We start from the raw sequence: 15,446 nt of genomic DNA on the forward strand, positions 1-15,446 counted from the left end.
ACCCCTCAAGCGGGCGGGGGCCGCGGGAAGCGGGCCTACAGCACCAGCCGGTAGCCCATGCCCGACTCGGTGAGCAGGTGCGCCGGCGCGCTCGGCTCGCGCTCGAGCTTCTTGCGCAGCTGCGACATGTAGAGCCTCAGATAGCCCGAGTCCGCGACCTGCTCGCTGCCCCAGATCTCCTTGAGCAGCTCCTGCCGGGTCACCAGGGCGCCGGGATGCCGCGACAGATGCTCCAGCATCCGCCATTCGGTCGGGGTCAGATGCACGCGCGTGCCGTCGCGCGTGACCGTCCGCGTCGAAAGATCCACCTCGACGTCGCCGAAGGCGATCGTCGACTCGCCCCCGGTGGGTGCCGATCGCCGCGAGAGCGCGCGCAGTCGCGCCAACAGTTCGTCCACCTGGAAGGGCTTCGTGACGTAGTCGTCGGCCCCGGCATCCAGAGCATCCACCTTGTCGGCCGAACCCGTGCGGCCGGACACGACGATGATGGGGACGGTCGTCCATCCCCGCAGCGCCTGGATCACTTCGATCCCGTTCAGCCGCGGCATCCCGAGGTCCAGAAGGATGATGTCGGGGTGCGTCTGCGCGGCCATGGCGATCGCTGCCGCACCGTCCGCCGCGGCCACGACGTCGTAGCCGTGCGCCGCCAGCGTGATGCGCAGCGCCCGCACCATCTGCGGATCGTCATCGGCGATGAGCAGCTTCATCCCGCGGTTCCTCCTCCGTCGACATCCGGCTCGGCAAGGGGGAGCGCGACGACCATGGTCAGACCGCCGCCCGGGGTGTCCTCGGGGCTCAGGGTACCGCCCATGCCCTCGGTGAATCCGCGAGAGAGGGCCAGCCCGAGCCCGAGCCCGGTGGAGTTGTCCGTGTCGCCGAACCGCTGGAACGGCTGGAACATGGTCCCCTGCCGCTCCCGCGGCACGCCGACGCCCCGGTCGACGATGCGGATCTCCGCCCGCGTGCCGAGCCGACTCGTCGACACGAGTACGCGCTCGCCATCGGGGGAATGGCGGAAGGCGTTCGCGAGCAGGTTGACCAGGACCCGCTGCAGCAGCACGGGGTCCGCCTCCAGCGGGGGAAGCGCCGGATCGAGTGCGAGCTCGACATCCGCCGGGCCGAGGGAGAGCTCGTCGAGCGCCGCGAGGATGCTGCCGCCGGCGTCCACAGATGTCGTGGACACCGCGAGGACGCCCGCCTGCACGCGGCTCACGTCCAGCAGATCCGTCACGAGCGTCGACAGAGTCGCGAGGCTCTCGTCCGCGGTCGCGAGCAGTTCGGCGCGATCCGCGGCAGAGAGCTTGCCCGCTCCGCGCAGGCCGCCGATCGCCGCGACCGCCGACGCCAGCGGGCGCCGCAGATCGTGACTCAGGGCCGACAGCAGGGCGCTGCGCACCTGATCCGTCTCGGCCAGCGCTTCGGCCTCGCGGGCCGTCGCGCTGAGATCGGTGTGCTCGATGGCTGCGGTGAGCTGTGCGATGATCACGTCGAGCAGGCGCCGCGACGGCGCATCCAGCGGCCCGCCGTGCAGTTCGAGCGTCGCGCGTGGCTCGCCGTTCGCCTCGCCGACCGCGTACGTCGTCGATCTCCCGTCCCGCAGCGGCTCGCCGTCTCGCGCGATCACGTCGCCGTTGCGGGCGACCAGTCGCACCCCGCTCAGTCCGAACGCCTCTCGGGTGCGCGACACGAGAGCGAGCACTGCGCTCTCGCCGCGGAGCACGTTCCCCGCCACCGAGGCGAGCAGCTCGGCCTCGGCGGTGGCGCGCTTCGCGTCACGGGCACGTCTGGCCGCCTGGTCGACGATGAGGCTCACCAGGATGGCGATGGTGACGTACAGGAGCAGTGCGATCGCATGCAGCGGGTGCGCGATCGTCACGGTGTACAGCGGGGCGACGAACAGGACGTCCAGGGTGATGCCCGACAGCACGGCTGCGAACACCGCCGGTCGGATGCCGCCGATGAGAGCGACGATCACCACCAGCAGCTGGTAGGCGAGCACTTCGGACGTGATCGATTCCGGACTGCGCAGCGAGAACAGCAACCAGGAGAGCAGGGGGCCGAACACCAGTGCGACGGCGAATCCGAGCAGCTGCCGGCGCCAGCCGAGAGCGCCCCCGGTGATCCGCGGCAGTGCGGCGCGCCCACCGGCCGCGGCGTGCGTGACGATGTGCACGTCGATGTCGCCGGACCGGCGGATCACCTCGGTGCCGACGCTGGGGCCCGTCAGTGCTGCGGCGAGCCGACCGCGCCGGCTGACGCCGATCACGAGCTGCGTGGCGTCCACCGTGTGCGCGAATTCGACCAGCGCCTCGGGCACGTCGTCCGAGACGATCTGGTGGTAGCTGCCGCCGAGCGATTCGACCAGGGATCGCTGGGCGGTCAGCGCACCCGGCACGTCACGATGCAGCCCGTCCTGCGAGTACACGTGCACGGCGAGCAGCTCGCCGCCCGCCGATCGCGCGGCGATCCGTGCTCCGCGGCGCAGCAGCGTCTCGCCCTCCGGGCCTCCGGTGAGGGCCACGACGACGCGTTCCCGGGCCTGCCAGCTGCCCTCGATCCCCTGTTCGGCGCGATAGCTGCGCAGGGCGCTGTCCACTTCATCGGCGAGCCACAGCAGCGCCAATTCCCGCAGCGCCGTGAGATTGCCGAGGCGGAAGTAGTTGGACAGTGCCGCGTCGACGCGCTCGGCCGGATACACCAGCCCCGCCGAGAGCCGGTCGCGCAGCGTCTGCGGAGCGAGGTCGACGACCTCGATCTCGTCCGCTCCGCGCACGACGGCATCCGGGATGGTCTCCTGCTGGGCGACGCCGGTGATCTTCTCGACGACGGCGTTGAGCGATTCGATGTGCTGCACGTTGACCGTCGTGATCACGTCGATTCCGGCATCCAGCAGTTCGTCGACGTCCTGCCAGCGCTTGGGATTGCTCGAACCGGGAGCGTTCGTGTGCGCGAGTTCGTCGACCAGCGCGATCTGCGGCGCGCGGGCGAGCACGGCCTCGACGTCCATCTCGGTCAGCTCGACGTCGCGATGCCTTTCGACGCGCCGGGGAACCTGCGGCAGCCCGGCGGCCTGCGCCGCCGTCGCACTCCGGCCGTGCGTCTCGACGAGGGCCAGGACGACATCGACGCCCTCCTGGCGCAGGCGATTGCCCTCCGCCAGCATCTCGAAGGTCTTCCCCACGCCGGGGGCCGCACCGAGCAGGACTCGGAGGCGGCCGCGCCGCGCCGGGCGTTCTCCGGTCATGACCCCTCCTGCCCGTCCAGTGCGAGATTCAGTTCCACGACGCCGACGCGCTCCTCGCCGAGGAACCCCAGGTCCCGCCCTTGAATCCTAGACTCCACGATCGCGCGGACCGCCGCTTCGTCGAGCCCGCGCTCTTCTGCGATGCGCGGCACCTGCAGCAAGGCGTACGCGACGCTGATGTGCGGATCGAGCCCAGACGCCGAGGCGGTCACCGCGTCGGCGGGCACTTCGTCGACCGCCACACCCTCGCGCTCCGCGATCGCCTCCCGACGCTCCTCGATCGCGGCGACGAGGTCGGGGTTCTCCGGCCCGAGGTTGCTCCCGGTCGACCCCCGCCCGTCGTACCCCGCGGCCGAAGGGCGGGACTGGAAGTACTCGGGCAGCGCTTCGCCGTCGGAATCCGTGAAGGACTGGCCGATCAGGGCACTGCCGACGACGGTGCCCTTCTCGTCGGCGATGGGGGAGCCGTTCGCCTGCCACGGCATCGCGAGCTGTCCGATGCCGGTGATGACGAGCGTGTAGCCGACGCCCAGGACGAGCGTGAAGACGAGCATCGCGCGGATCGCGACGCCGATGGTGCGCACCGTGGTACGAGTCGGAGACATGGTGTGTGTTCCTTTCCTGGGTGCGTCAGAAGCCGGGGAGCAGGCTGACGACGAGATCGATGATCTTGATGCCGATGAAGGGGGCGATGACACCGCCCAGGCCGTACACGAGCAGGTTGCGCTGCAGGATCTGCGCGGCGCCGGCCGGTCGGTAGGCCACTCCGCGCAGAGCGAGCGGGATGAGGAAGACGATCACGATCGCGTTGAAGACGATCGCGCTCGTCACGGCGGAGGCCGGTGAGTGCAGCTGCATGATGTTCAGCGCCGCGAGTCCGGGGAACACCCCCATGAACATGGCGGGGATGATCGCGAAGTACTTCGCGATGTCGTTCGCGAGCGAGAACGTCGTGAGCGCGCCGCGCGTGATGAGCAACTGCTTGCCGATGCGGACGATGTCGATGAGCTTGGTCGGGTCGGAGTCCAGGTCGACCATGTTGCCTGCCTCCTTGGCCGCCGACGTGCCCGTGTTCATCGCCACGCCGACGTCGGCCTGCGCGAGAGCCGGCGCGTCGTTCGTGCCGTCGCCGGTCATCGCGACGAGCCGTCCGCCCTCCTGCTCACGACGGATGAGTGCGAGCTTGTCCTCCGGCGTCGCCTCGGCGAGAAAGTCGTCGACACCGGCCTCCTGCGCGATGGCGGCGGCGGTGAGCGGGTTGTCGCCGGTGATCATGACCGTGCGGATGCCCATCGATCGCAGCTCCTCGAACCGCTCGCGCAGGCCGGCCTTGACGATGTCCTTGAGGTGCACGACGCCCAGCACGCGCCCCGCGCCGTCCGCCGCCTTCACCGCGACGACGAGCGGGGTCCCGCCGCTGCCGGCGACGGCATCCGTCCGACGGGCGAGCTCGGCATCCGCGCTGCCGAGGCCGAGCCAGGCGCTCACGGCGGACCCCGCGCCCTTGCGGATCTGCGTCCCGTCGGCGAGATCCAGTCCGCTCATCCTCGTCTGGGCCGTGAACGGCACGACGACGGCATCCGTCGGCAGGTCGGTCCGGATGCCGCGGGCTTCGGCGAGCTCGACGATCGACGCACCCTCGGGAGTCGGGTCGGCGAGCGACGACAGTGCGGCCGTGCGCAGCAACTCGGCCTCGTCGACGCCGTCGAGCGGCAGCACCTCGTCGGCACGGCGGTTGCCGTACGTGATGGTCCCGGTCTTGTCGAGCAGCAGGGTCGTGACGTCGCCGGCGGCCTCCACGGCGCGCCCCGACATCGCGAGCACGTTGCGCTGTACGAGCCGGTCCATGCCGGCGATGCCGATCGCCGACAGCAGCGCGCCGATCGTCGTCGGGATCAGGCAGACGAGCAGAGCGATCAGGACGGGGATGCTGACCGGGGATGCCGCGAACGACGCGATCGGATTCAGCGTGAGCACCGCGACGACGAACACGATCGACAGGCTCGCGAGCAGGATGTTCAGCGCGATCTCGTTGGGCGTGCGCTGCCGGTTCGCGCCCTCGACGAGCGCGATCATGCGGTCGACGAACGTCTCGCCCGGCTTCGACGTGATGCGCACGACGATGCGGTCGGACAGCACGCGCGTCCCGCCGGTGACGGCGCTGCGGTCGCCGCCCGATTCCCGGATCACCGGGGCGCTCTCGCCCGTGATCGCCGATTCGTCGACGGTCGCGATGCCGGCGACGATGTCGCCGTCGCCGGGGATCAGCTCACCGGCCTCGACGATCACGATGTCGTCCCGCTGCAGTTCCGACGAGGCCACCTCGGCGGTCTGCGCCCTGAGCGCCCCCGCATCCGTCTTCGCGTCGTAACCGACCACGCGGCGGGCGAGCGTCGAGGTCCTGGTCCTGCGCAGCGTTGCGGCCTGCGCCTTGCCGCGGCCCTCGGCGACGGACTCGGCGATGTTCGCGAAGAACACCGTCAGCCACAGCCACGCGGCGATGCCCCACGTGAATCCGGCGGGGACCGGCGCGCCGCCGGACTCGGCCGCACCGGCCAGGAACGGCTCGGCGACCGCGAGGACCGTGGTGAACGCGGCGCCGACCCAGACCAGCAGCATCACGGGATTGTGGACCAGTGTCGCCGGATTGAGCTTGCGTGCCGCACCGGGAAGGGCCTGGACGAGGGGGCGCCAGCCGAAGGCCCGGCGCGGTGCGGACGGTGCGGATGCCCCGTCGACGAGTTCAGGCGCCGGGGTCTCAGGGGAGGGGGAAGTGAGCAGTGCCATGTCAGACGAGTCCTTCGGCGAGGGGTCCCAGGGTGAGGACCGGGAAGTAGGTGAGAGCCGTGACGATGACCGCGACGGCGGTGAGCAGGCCCACGAACTGCGGCCGGTGTGTGGGGAGCGTCCCGGTGGTGGCGGGGATGCGCTCCTGCGCGGCGAGGGAGCCGGCGAGGGCGAGCACGAGCACGATCGGCAGGAACCGTCCGAGCAGCATCGCGACGCCGAGGGCGGTGTTGAACCATGGCGTGTTCGCCGTGAGGCCCGCGAACGCCGAGCCGTTGTTGTTGGAGGCCGACGTGAATGCGTAGAGCACTTCGCTCATGCCGTGCACGCCCGGGTTCAGGATGCTCGTCGATGCGACATCCTCGCGGATGCCGGGGATCGCGAAGCTCAGCGCCGTGCCGCCCAGGACGAGGACGGGAGTCACCAGGATGTAGAGGCTGGCGAGCTTGATCTCGCGCGGTCCGATGCGCTTGCCGAGGTACTCCGGAGTTCGCCCGACGAGCAGCCCCCCGATGAACACCGCGATCACGGCCAGCACGAGCATCCCGTACAGACCGGAGCCGACGCCGCCGGGGGCGACCTCGCCGAGCATCATGTTGATCATCGGCATCATGCCGCCCAGCGCCGTGTACGAGTCGTGCATCGAGTTCACCGCACCCGTCGAGGTCAGCGTCGACGCACTGCCGAACAGCGCGGATCCGAGGATGCCGAAGCGCTGCTCCTTGCCCTCCATCGCCGCCCCTGCCAGTTCGGGTGCCGAGCCGCGGCCGGCCAGTTCGAAGACGGACAGGGCGAAGGTCGACACGAGGAAGATCACACCCATGACCGCGGCGATCGCGTATCCCTGGCGGTCGTCGCCGACCATGCGTCCGAACGCACGGGGGAGCGAGAACGGGATCGCGAGGATCAGCACCATCTCGAGCAGGTTGGTCCACGCTGTCGGGTTCTCGAACGGGTGCGCGGAGTTCGCGTTGAAGAATCCGCCGCCGTTGGTGCCGAGGAGCTTGATCGCCTCCTGCGACGCGACCGGTCCGCCGGGGATGGCCTGCGTCGCCCCGGAGAGCGTGGTCATTTCGGTGAAGCCGGCGAAGTTCTGCACCACGCCGCCCGCGATGAGCGCCAGGGCGCTGAGCGCGGCGATCGGGAGCAGGATGCGCACGAGGCCCCGAGTGAGATCCACCCAGAAGTTGCCGATCGTGCTCGAGCCGCGCCGCGCGAAACCGCGGATCAGCGCGACGGCGACCGCGAGACCGACCGCGGCCGAGACGAAGTTCTGCACAGTGAGGCCGGCGAGCTGAACCGCGTAGCCCATGGTCTGCTCCGGCGAATAGGACTGCCAGTTCGTGTTGGCGACGAACGACGCCGCCGTGTTGAACGCCAGACCCTCCGGCACGGCGGGGAGCCCGAGCGACTGCGGAAGCACCGCCTGCACCCGCTGGAGCGCGTAGACGAGGAGGAGACCGGTGACCGAGAAGATCAGCACGCCGCGGGCGTAGGCCCGCCAGGTCTGCTCCGACTCGGCGTCGACGCCGATCGCACGATACGTCCACCCTTCGACGCGCAGATGCCGCGGCGAGGCGTAGGTGCGGGCGATGTAGTCCCCGAGCGGGCGATAGAGCACCACGAGCACGGCGATGAGGGTCGCCGCCTGCAGGATGCCGAGCCAGATCGTGGCGGTCATCAGAAGCGCTCCGGAAGGACAAGGGCGATGATGAGGTAGACGACGGCGGCGAGGGCGACAGCCACGGCCGCGATCTCGAAGACGATCACAGTCGTTCCACCCCCTTCGCGACGAACGAGACGACGGCGAACAGCGCGAGAGTCAGCGCGAGATAGAGAAGATCGAGCACGAGACCCGATACAACTCCGGTGCCGTGCCGGGGGCATCGATCCTCACGGCATCCCTACGGCATACGGCCGGAACCATGCGGGATGCTCACGCATCGGCGTCCGGGGGGCCTGCCGGCCGGTGCGCACGGCGGCCGTTCGCGACGACCGGCCGCCCGGCCCGCTCCTGGCCTGGCACGGGTCGCGAGCGGCGTCCGTAGATGATCTCGGACGAGTCCAGCAGCCACGGCACGAGCGTGATCGTCACTCCGTGCACGAGCATGAGCTGCGAGGCCACCCGGCGTGCTCGCCTGTTGTGCAGGAATGTCTCCCACCAGTGCCCGACGATGTACTGCGGCAGATACACGGTCACGACCGACGGGCCGTGCTTCTCGCGGTACTGCGCGATGAACTGGGCGATGGGTTCGGCGTACGAGCGGTATGGCGACTGCAGGATGATCAGCGGCACCGGCATGAGGTGATCCGCCCATTCCTGCTGCAGCTGGGCGGCTTCGTCGCCTTCGACGGCGACGTGCACGGCCACGGTCTTGCCGTGCTTGGCCGCTACCGCGTAGTCGAGGGCCTTCACGACCGGCTTCTGCAGTTTGTTGACGAGGACGAGCGCGACGTCTCCTGTCGAGCCGAAGCGGGTCGTGTCGTCGATCGCGATCTCGTGGTCGACATCGCGGTAGTACCGTTTCACGCCCATCATGAGGAACGCGAGGATCGGGATCGCGAAGAACACCAGGTAGGCGCCGTGCGTGAACTTCGTGATCGTGACGATCAGCAGCACGAGGACCGTGAGGGTCGCGCCCGCGGAGTTGATCAGCAGTCCCAGACGGGCCCCACGGCGATCGGATGCCGAGGTGGATGCGGATCTCAGCATCCGGCGCCAGTGGCGCACCATGCCGATCTGCCCGAGCGAGAACGAGACGAACACGCCGATGATGTAGAGCTGGATGAGGGTCGTGAGCTTCGCCTGGAACACGATGAGCACGGCGATCGCGGCGATGCCGAGCAGGATCATGCCGTTCGAGAACACCAACCGGTCGCCGCGGGTGTTGAGCGCCTTCGGGCCGTAGCCGTCGCGGGCGAGGGCGGCGCCGAGCAGCGGGAAGCCGTTGAACGCCGTGTTCGCGGCCAGCAGCAGCACGCAGGCGGTCGCGGCCTGCACGATGAAGAACAGAATGCTGCCGCCGCCGAACGTCGCGGACGCGACTTGCGCCATCAGGCTCGGCTGCGGGGTCGCGCAGTCGAACCCGATGAGGGCGCACGGGTCCTCCGCGTAGTGCACGCCGCTGATCAGTGCGAGAGCCGTGAGACCGGCGAACAGGCATATGGCGATCGAGCCCATCAGCACGAGGGTGGCCTGGGCGTTGCGCACCTTCGGCACCCGGAACGCCGGGACGCCGTTGGCGACGGCCTCGACGCCCGTGAGCGCCGAGCAGCCGCTCGAGAACGCGCGCAGGATCAGCAGGATCACGGCCGCCTGGCTGAGGTCCTCGGCGTGCACGGCGAACTCCGCGCTGGACGCCACCGGCGCATCGCCGAGGAACGTGCGGATCAGCCCCGTCACGATCATGACGCCGACCGAGCCGATGAAGATGTACGTCGGGATCGCGAACGCGAACGACGCCTCGCGGACACCGCGCAGGTTCACGATGATGATGAGCACGACGAAGCCGACGGCCAGCTCCACGCGCGCCGGGTCGAGCCCCGGGATCGCCGAGATGATGTTGTCGACGCCGGAGGCCACCGACACGGCGACGGTGAGGACGTAGTCGACGAGCAGCGCGGACGCCACGACGACTCCGGGGATCTCGCCGAGATTCTTGCGCGCCACCTCGTAGTCGCCGCCGCCGGACGGGTAGGCCTTGATGAGCTGGCGATAACTCAGCACGACGACGATCAGCAGTACGACGACAGCGACCGCGACGATCGGGGTGAACGAGAGGAACGTGAGCCCGCCGATCAGCAGGATCATCACCAGCTCCTGCGGCGCATAGGCCACAGAGCTGAGCGCGTCCGACGCGAAGATGGGCAGCGCTCGCCGCTTCGGCAGCAGCTGCTCGGCGCTCTCCTCGGACGACAGCGGGTCGCCGAGCAGGATGCGCTTGACCAGCTGCGGATCACGTGTTTCGTTCGTCACGTCCGGCGACGCTACGCCGCCGCGCGGGATCCTTGCGGGATCCTCACGGAATCCCTACGGGCTGCACGGGCTCCCATACGGAATCCTCACGCGCTCGCGGGAATACACTGGCACACCGTGGGGGATCAGGTTCTGCTGGCGTTCATCGCCATCGCGATCGGCGTCGGCTTCGGCATTGTGCTGTTCGTCCCGTTCGTGGCTGTCAGCTACCGGCGCCGAGGTCGGCTGACCCTCGGACGCACGCTGCTGTGGCTGGCGGCGCTCGTCTACTTCTGGGCGATCTGGACCTACACGCTGCTTCCGATGCCCGACCCTGATGCGATCCGCTGCGTCGGCGCGATCACCGACCCGATGGCCGTCGTGCGCGACGTGCAGAAGGCCTTCGCCGCGCCCGGCAACCCGATCACGCAGCCCGAGATCCTGCAGCTCGTCTTCAACGTGCTGCTGTTCATTCCCCTCGGGGTGTTCCTGCGGATACTCGGTGCCCGCGGCATCCTGACGTCCCTGATCGTCGGGTTCGGACTCTCGCTGCTGATCGAGACCACCCAGCTGACAGGGGTGTGGGGCCTGTACCCGTGCGCGTATCGGTTCTTCGACGTCGGCGATCTCATGACGAACACGCTCGGTGCCGTGATCGGCTCGGTCGCGGCCCTCGTCGTGCCGCGTTCGATGCGCGGCATGGCTCCGAAGGCGGATGCCGCGCTGCCGCGCCCCGTGACCCGCGGGCGTCGCGCGGTCGCGATGCTGTGCGACGCGCTCGGGTGCTGGTTCGTCGCGGCAGGCATCGGCATCATCACGCAGCTGTGGCTGCAGTACGTGGTGGGCGATCGTCAGGCGGTGCTGAGCGGGCGCCTCGCCGAGGTGCTGGGCGTCGCGATCGCCTCCGGCCTCTGGCTCGCGGTGATCCTGGTGACGGGCCGCTCCGTCGGGGACATCGCGGTGCAGCTGCGCTACCGGGGCGACCGGATGCCCGAGGCGTTCGCCCGGCTGCTGCGCTGGACCGGTGGCATCGGCGGTCTCTGGTCGCTGCGGCTGCTGGGTGGTGTCTTCGACGCGCTCTCGTCGGCGCTGATCCTGGTCGCGCTCGTGCTCCTGTTCACGACCCGCAACGGCCGCGGCCTGCCGGGGATGCTCTCCGGCCAGGACCTTGTGGACGCGAGGGATGCCGCGGCATCCGAAGCGGACTGACGCCGCTTCTGCCTGCCGCCGGCTACTCCCACGTGGCGGTCTCCGGATCGATGCCGTGGTGGCGTGCTGATTCGTCGATGCTCTGGCGGAACCACGTGGCCAGGCCGTCTCCGATCCCGTTGTAATAGGACGAGAACCCTGGATCGGCCTCGAACATCCGGCCCAGGCACACCTGCATCTGCCGTGTCAGGGGAAAGAAGTTCGAGAACACCTCGCGGTGGCGCTCGACGAGTGCGTCCGCATCCTCGCTTCCCGGCTCGACCCCTCGGTTCACCGCATCGGCGAGGTCGCGCTGGAGCGCGGACATGGCTTCGGAGAGCTCCCGCCACTGGCTCGGCGAGCGCGACGCGGAGCGCTCTGCGAACTGCGCCCATTGCCTCGATCCGCCCCATGCGAAGCGGGCAGCTCGCGATTGCTGCGGATCCCAATTCTCCCCGAAGACCGCGCGCTGCTCCTCGTCGCTCATCAGGATGCCGCGCTCGTGCGCGTCGGTCATGCGCTCGAGCCGTTCGTCGAGCTGCTGCAGATCGCGGATCCGTTCGGCCAGCTGCGCACGCTGCTCGCGCAGCGTGTCGCCGATCTCCGTGCTCGCGTCGTCGAGCACATCACGAATCGCATCGAGGGTCAGACCGGCGTCGCGGTACGCCACGACCCGGCTCAGGCGCTCGAGGTCATCCCAGGTGTAGAGGCGGTATCCGGCTGGTGTGCGGCGGGACGGCGATGCGAGGCCGATCTCATCCCAGTGGTGGAGAGTGCGCACGGTCAATCCGAGGAGGTCGGCGGCGACGCCGACCGTCGCATCCTCATCGATCTCTTCGTCGACCATGGATGTCATTGTGCTCCTCCGGCGGAGTCTTCCGGTGCGAAGATGCCGACGGACGCGAAATCGCGTCCCACCTCGCTGTCTGGTGTGAACGGCGTCGCCGCCGTGAACGTGACCTGTGCGCCCTCCGGTGTGACGACGGAGATGTCGCGCGTTCTCCACGCCGTGTCGTAGGGTCCTGTCACCGAATCCGGGGACAGCTCCCGACATGCGTCGGCCACGGATTCGAGCTGACCGAGGACGCAGGAGACGAACACCTGAACGGTGGACGGCGCTGACGGGGCGCCATCGTCGTTCGCGGGAACGAGCAGGACGTCCTGGAACGCCCACCGGCGCAGGTGCACGATCTGCCCCGGAATGCTGAAGAAATCGACGAAGCCCAGTCCGCGGGTCCAGAATTCCGTCGACGCGTCGAGATCCCTCGAGGCGATCCTGACGAACATCGGCATCGCGTAGACGCCGAGGAACGGATCCGGCGCGACAGCGTCCGGGCCGTCGGGGACAGGGCTCATCTCGAATGCATTGAAGTGATCAGTCATGTGAGCAAGCGTGGATCCTCACGTCGTGTGAGGGTCAAACCCGTGCGCGCTCATCGCGAACGCACAGCCGATTCCGATCACGAACCCGTAACGTCGATCGCATGACGACCGTTGACGTCTCCGAGGATGCGATCCGCCAGACCAAGGAGCTCCGTGACGAATTCCAGCGCTTCCTGCGGGAGTACGAATTCGGCATGCGCGAGGTCGAGACGAAGATCTCGATCCTGCGCGACGAGTTCACGCACGACCACGCCTACAACCCGATCGAGCACGTCAAGAGCCGGCTGAAGTCACCGGACAGCATCGTCGAGAAAATCGCCCGCAAGGGCATCGCGGAGCCCGATTTCGATCGCATCCGCGCCGAGATCACCGACATCGCCGGTGTCCGCGTCACCTGCAGCTTCGTCGCCGACGTGTACCGGCTCTTCGATCTGCTCACCGCGCAGAACGACATCACGGTCCGCGTCGTCAAGGACTACATCGCCAACCCGAAGCCGAACGGCTACAAGAGCCTGCACGCGATCCTCGAGGTGCCGGTGTTCCTCTCCACCGGCGCGCTGTCCGTCCCGGTCGAAGTGCAGTTCCGCACCATCGCGATGGACTTCTGGGCGAGCCTGGAGCACAAGATCTATTACAAGTTCTCGAATCAGGTCCCGTCGCACCTGGTGGACAGCCTGTCGGATGCCGCGGATGCCGCCGCCGAACTCGACGTGCGCATGGAGCGCCTGCACCGCGAAGCCCACGGGTCGCCGAACCGTCAGCTCGCGCCGGCGCCGCCGCGCATCGTCCAGGTCTGAAGACGAGGTTCGCCCTCGTCGACGGGGGCGACTGGGACAGCTGCACGATCCGGGAACAGACGCACGACCGAAAAGCGGTTTCCGCCCCGGCATCCGTTCCCGCGTCGTGCAGGTGTACCCGGCTCAGCCCAGGAACTCCCTGGCAGCGGTCGCCAACGCCGTCACGCCGACCTCGATGGTCGGATGGATCTCCGGTGCGTACAGCGGCGAGTGATTCGTCGGGATGTCGTGGGCGACCGTGTCGTTCGCCGTCGCGGTGGCGAACGTCTGCGGGTCGACCCCGCCCCAGAACCAGAACACGAGCGGCACTCCGGCATCCCTCGCGAACCACGAGACGTCCTCGCTGCCTGTGATCATTCCGGGGTCGATCACGGCGGTCTCGCCCAGTTCGCGCTGGAAGGCCGCGGTCAGGCGGGCGACGGCATCCGCGTCGTTGATCGTCGGTGGCAGCGTGTGGTCGGTGCGGATCTCGGGTTCCTGCTCGGCGCCGGACGCCAGCGCCTCGGCGCGCACGATCCGCTCGACGCTCGCGAGGACGGCGGAGCGCGAGGCGTCGTCCGGGTAGCGCAGACTGAGCTCCAGCGTCGCTTCGGTCGGGATGATGTTGTTCTTGAGCCCGGCGTGGATGGAGCCGACGGTGACGACCGCGACGCCCTGCGGGTCGGTCTCGCGCGAGGCGATGGTCTGCAGGCGCATGACGGTCGCCGCGGCCATGACCACGGGATCGATCGTGGTGTGCGGGCGGGAGCCGTGCCCGCCGCGGCCGTGCAGCGTCACCGTGAGGCCGTCGGATGCCGCCATCTGCGTGCCGCTGCGCACCCCGATGATGCCGGCGGGCAGCGGCGTGACGTGCTGACCGAGCACGATGTCGGGCTTCGGGTATCGATCGAGGATGCCGGCATCCAGCATCGCCCGCGCCCCGGCGCCGTACTCCTCGGCGGGCTGGATCAGGATGACGACGGTGCCCGACCACTCGGCGTGCGCGGCGACGAGCTGCTCGACGGCCCCGATCATCGCCGTGACGTGCATGTCGTGCCCGCAGGCGTGCATGACAGGGACCGTGTTCCCTGCAGGATCGACTCCGGTCGCCGTGCTCGCGTACGGGAGACCGGTCTGCTCCTGCACCGGAAGCGCGTCCATGTCGGCGCGCAGCCAGACGGTCGGTCCCTCGCCGTTGCGGAGCAGGCCCACGACTCCGGTGATGCCGACGCCCTCTTCGACCTCGAGACCGAGATCGCGCAGGTGCTGGGCGGCGATGCCGGCCGTCCTGGTCTCCTGGAAGGACAGCTCGGGATGCCGGTGCAGATCGATGTACAGGGCTTCGAGGTCGATCGTCATGGCTTCACCCTAGCCGTGCAGGTCAGCCCGTGACGTAGTCCGCCAGCTCAGGGCCGGGGCGCACGACCGCGTTCACGATCGCGCGGATCGCGAACGCGCTCGCCTCGCCGAGCTCGATGATCTCGGGGTGCAGCAGCCACTGCAGCTGCAGGCCGTCCATGACGGCCAGGATCGCAGCGGATGCCGCGGCCACCGTCTCGGTGTCGGCGACCCCCTCCTGGGCGCAGAGCTCGGCGAAGGCATCGGACACCTCGCGACGGAGCGTCGTGTAGCGCTCTTCGAAGTACTCGCGCCCCGGGTGCTCGTCGGTCACGGACTCGGCGGAGAGCACGGTGTACGCCTGCACGATGCCGGGACGCTTCTCGTTCTCGAACGCTGTCTTGACGAGATGCACGAAGAGTTCGGGGCCGTACGGGATGCGCTGGGATTCGAGATCCTGGACGTCGGCCTGGTCGCGGTACGCGAGCACCTCGAGCAGGAGTTTCTGCTTGGAGCCGAAGTGGTGCAGCACACCGGCATGCGTGATGCCGACCTGCTCGGCCACATCGGCGAGCGTGCCGTTCGTCGATCCTTTGTTGCCGAAGATCTCCACCGCCGCCTTGAGGATCTGTTCGCGCTTCGCGCGCGTCGCGGGGCGGGTGCGCACGGCATCCTCGCTGTGTGCCACGGTCCCTCTTTCCGTTGCGGTTCTGTGACTTGCCAACCAGCTTACCGATCGGTAACCTCACATCATCTTACTTTCTCGCCAGTAAGT

Annotated in this window: 13 protein-coding genes; 2 read left to right on the forward strand and 11 right to left on the reverse strand. The window is 68.9% G+C overall.

Features of this window, described 5'->3' with window-relative positions; all coding sequences use genetic code 11:
- Positions 1-35: 35 nt before the first annotated feature.
- From AC3ANJ_RS02020 to AC3ANJ_RS02050, 7 genes are all read right to left on the reverse strand, one after another.
- Positions 36-707 (reverse strand): response regulator, encoded by a 672-nt coding sequence (locus AC3ANJ_RS02020; protein WP_488318002.1) that lies wholly within the window; start codon positions 705-707, stop codon positions 36-38.
- Positions 704-3,244 carry an ATP-binding protein gene (locus AC3ANJ_RS02025; RefSeq protein WP_488318003.1) on the reverse strand — a complete coding sequence of 847 codons (2,541 nt, stop codon included), beginning with the start codon at positions 3,242-3,244 and terminating at the stop codon, positions 704-706. The genes AC3ANJ_RS02020 and AC3ANJ_RS02025 overlap by 4 nt, the downstream gene beginning before the upstream one ends.
- Positions 3,241-3,849, reverse strand: coding sequence for a potassium-transporting ATPase subunit KdpC (gene kdpC / locus AC3ANJ_RS02030; protein ID WP_488318004.1), 609 nt, complete (start codon positions 3,847-3,849; stop codon positions 3,241-3,243). Before kdpC ends, AC3ANJ_RS02025 begins: the two co-directional genes overlap by 4 nt.
- 25 nt (positions 3,850-3,874) lie before the next feature.
- The gene (kdpB, locus tag AC3ANJ_RS02035; protein ID WP_488318005.1) at positions 3,875-6,031 is read right to left on the reverse strand and encodes a potassium-transporting ATPase subunit KdpB; all 2,157 of its coding nucleotides are present in this window, start codon (positions 6,029-6,031) and stop codon (positions 3,875-3,877) included.
- 1 nt (position 6,032) lies between these two features.
- Positions 6,033-7,712 carry a potassium-transporting ATPase subunit KdpA gene (gene kdpA / locus AC3ANJ_RS02040; protein WP_488318006.1) on the reverse strand — a complete coding sequence of 560 codons (1,680 nt, stop codon included), beginning with the start codon at positions 7,710-7,712 and terminating at the stop codon, positions 6,033-6,035.
- Complete coding sequence (locus AC3ANJ_RS02045; RefSeq protein WP_488318007.1) at positions 7,712-7,801, reverse strand: potassium-transporting ATPase subunit F; 90 nt, start codon at positions 7,799-7,801, stop codon at positions 7,712-7,714. Before AC3ANJ_RS02045 ends, kdpA begins: the two co-directional genes overlap by 1 nt.
- Before the next feature lie 166 nt (positions 7,802-7,967).
- Positions 7,968-10,007 (reverse strand): APC family permease, encoded by a 2,040-nt coding sequence (locus AC3ANJ_RS02050; RefSeq protein ID WP_488318008.1) that lies wholly within the window; start codon positions 10,005-10,007, stop codon positions 7,968-7,970.
- 117 nt (positions 10,008-10,124) lie between these two features.
- Between AC3ANJ_RS02050 and AC3ANJ_RS02055 the strand changes: the two genes are divergently transcribed.
- Positions 10,125-11,195, forward strand: a complete 1,071-nt coding sequence (locus AC3ANJ_RS02055) for a VanZ family protein (protein WP_488318009.1) — start codon at positions 10,125-10,127, stop codon at positions 11,193-11,195.
- A 22-nt stretch (positions 11,196-11,217) separates the two neighbouring features.
- Here the strand turns inward: AC3ANJ_RS02055 and AC3ANJ_RS02060 are convergent, their stop codons facing one another.
- Entirely contained in the window at positions 11,218-12,021 is an 804-nt protein-coding gene (locus AC3ANJ_RS02060) for a MerR family transcriptional regulator (protein ID WP_488318010.1), read from the reverse strand.
- Between the two features lie 5 nt (positions 12,022-12,026).
- Entirely contained in the window at positions 12,027-12,557 is a 531-nt protein-coding gene (locus AC3ANJ_RS02065; RefSeq protein WP_488318011.1) for a VOC family protein, read from the reverse strand.
- 101 nt (positions 12,558-12,658) lie between these two features.
- Here AC3ANJ_RS02065 and AC3ANJ_RS02070 point away from each other — a divergent pair, with 101 nt between their 5' ends.
- The gene (locus tag AC3ANJ_RS02070; protein WP_406247274.1) at positions 12,659-13,354 is read left to right on the forward strand and encodes a GTP pyrophosphokinase; all 696 of its coding nucleotides are present in this window, start codon (positions 12,659-12,661) and stop codon (positions 13,352-13,354) included.
- Between the two features lie 123 nt (positions 13,355-13,477).
- On the opposite strand, the gene AC3ANJ_RS02075 is transcribed toward AC3ANJ_RS02070, so the two are convergent.
- Positions 13,478-14,692, reverse strand: a complete 1,215-nt coding sequence (locus AC3ANJ_RS02075) for an amidohydrolase (RefSeq protein WP_488318012.1) — start codon at positions 14,690-14,692, stop codon at positions 13,478-13,480.
- A gap of 22 nt (positions 14,693-14,714) precedes the next feature.
- Positions 14,715-15,359, reverse strand: a complete 645-nt coding sequence (locus AC3ANJ_RS02080; RefSeq protein WP_488318013.1) for a TetR/AcrR family transcriptional regulator — start codon at positions 15,357-15,359, stop codon at positions 14,715-14,717.
- Positions 15,360-15,446 lie beyond the last annotated feature (87 nt).

It is taken from the genome of Microbacterium sp. STRO-1N, assembly GCF_057748015.1.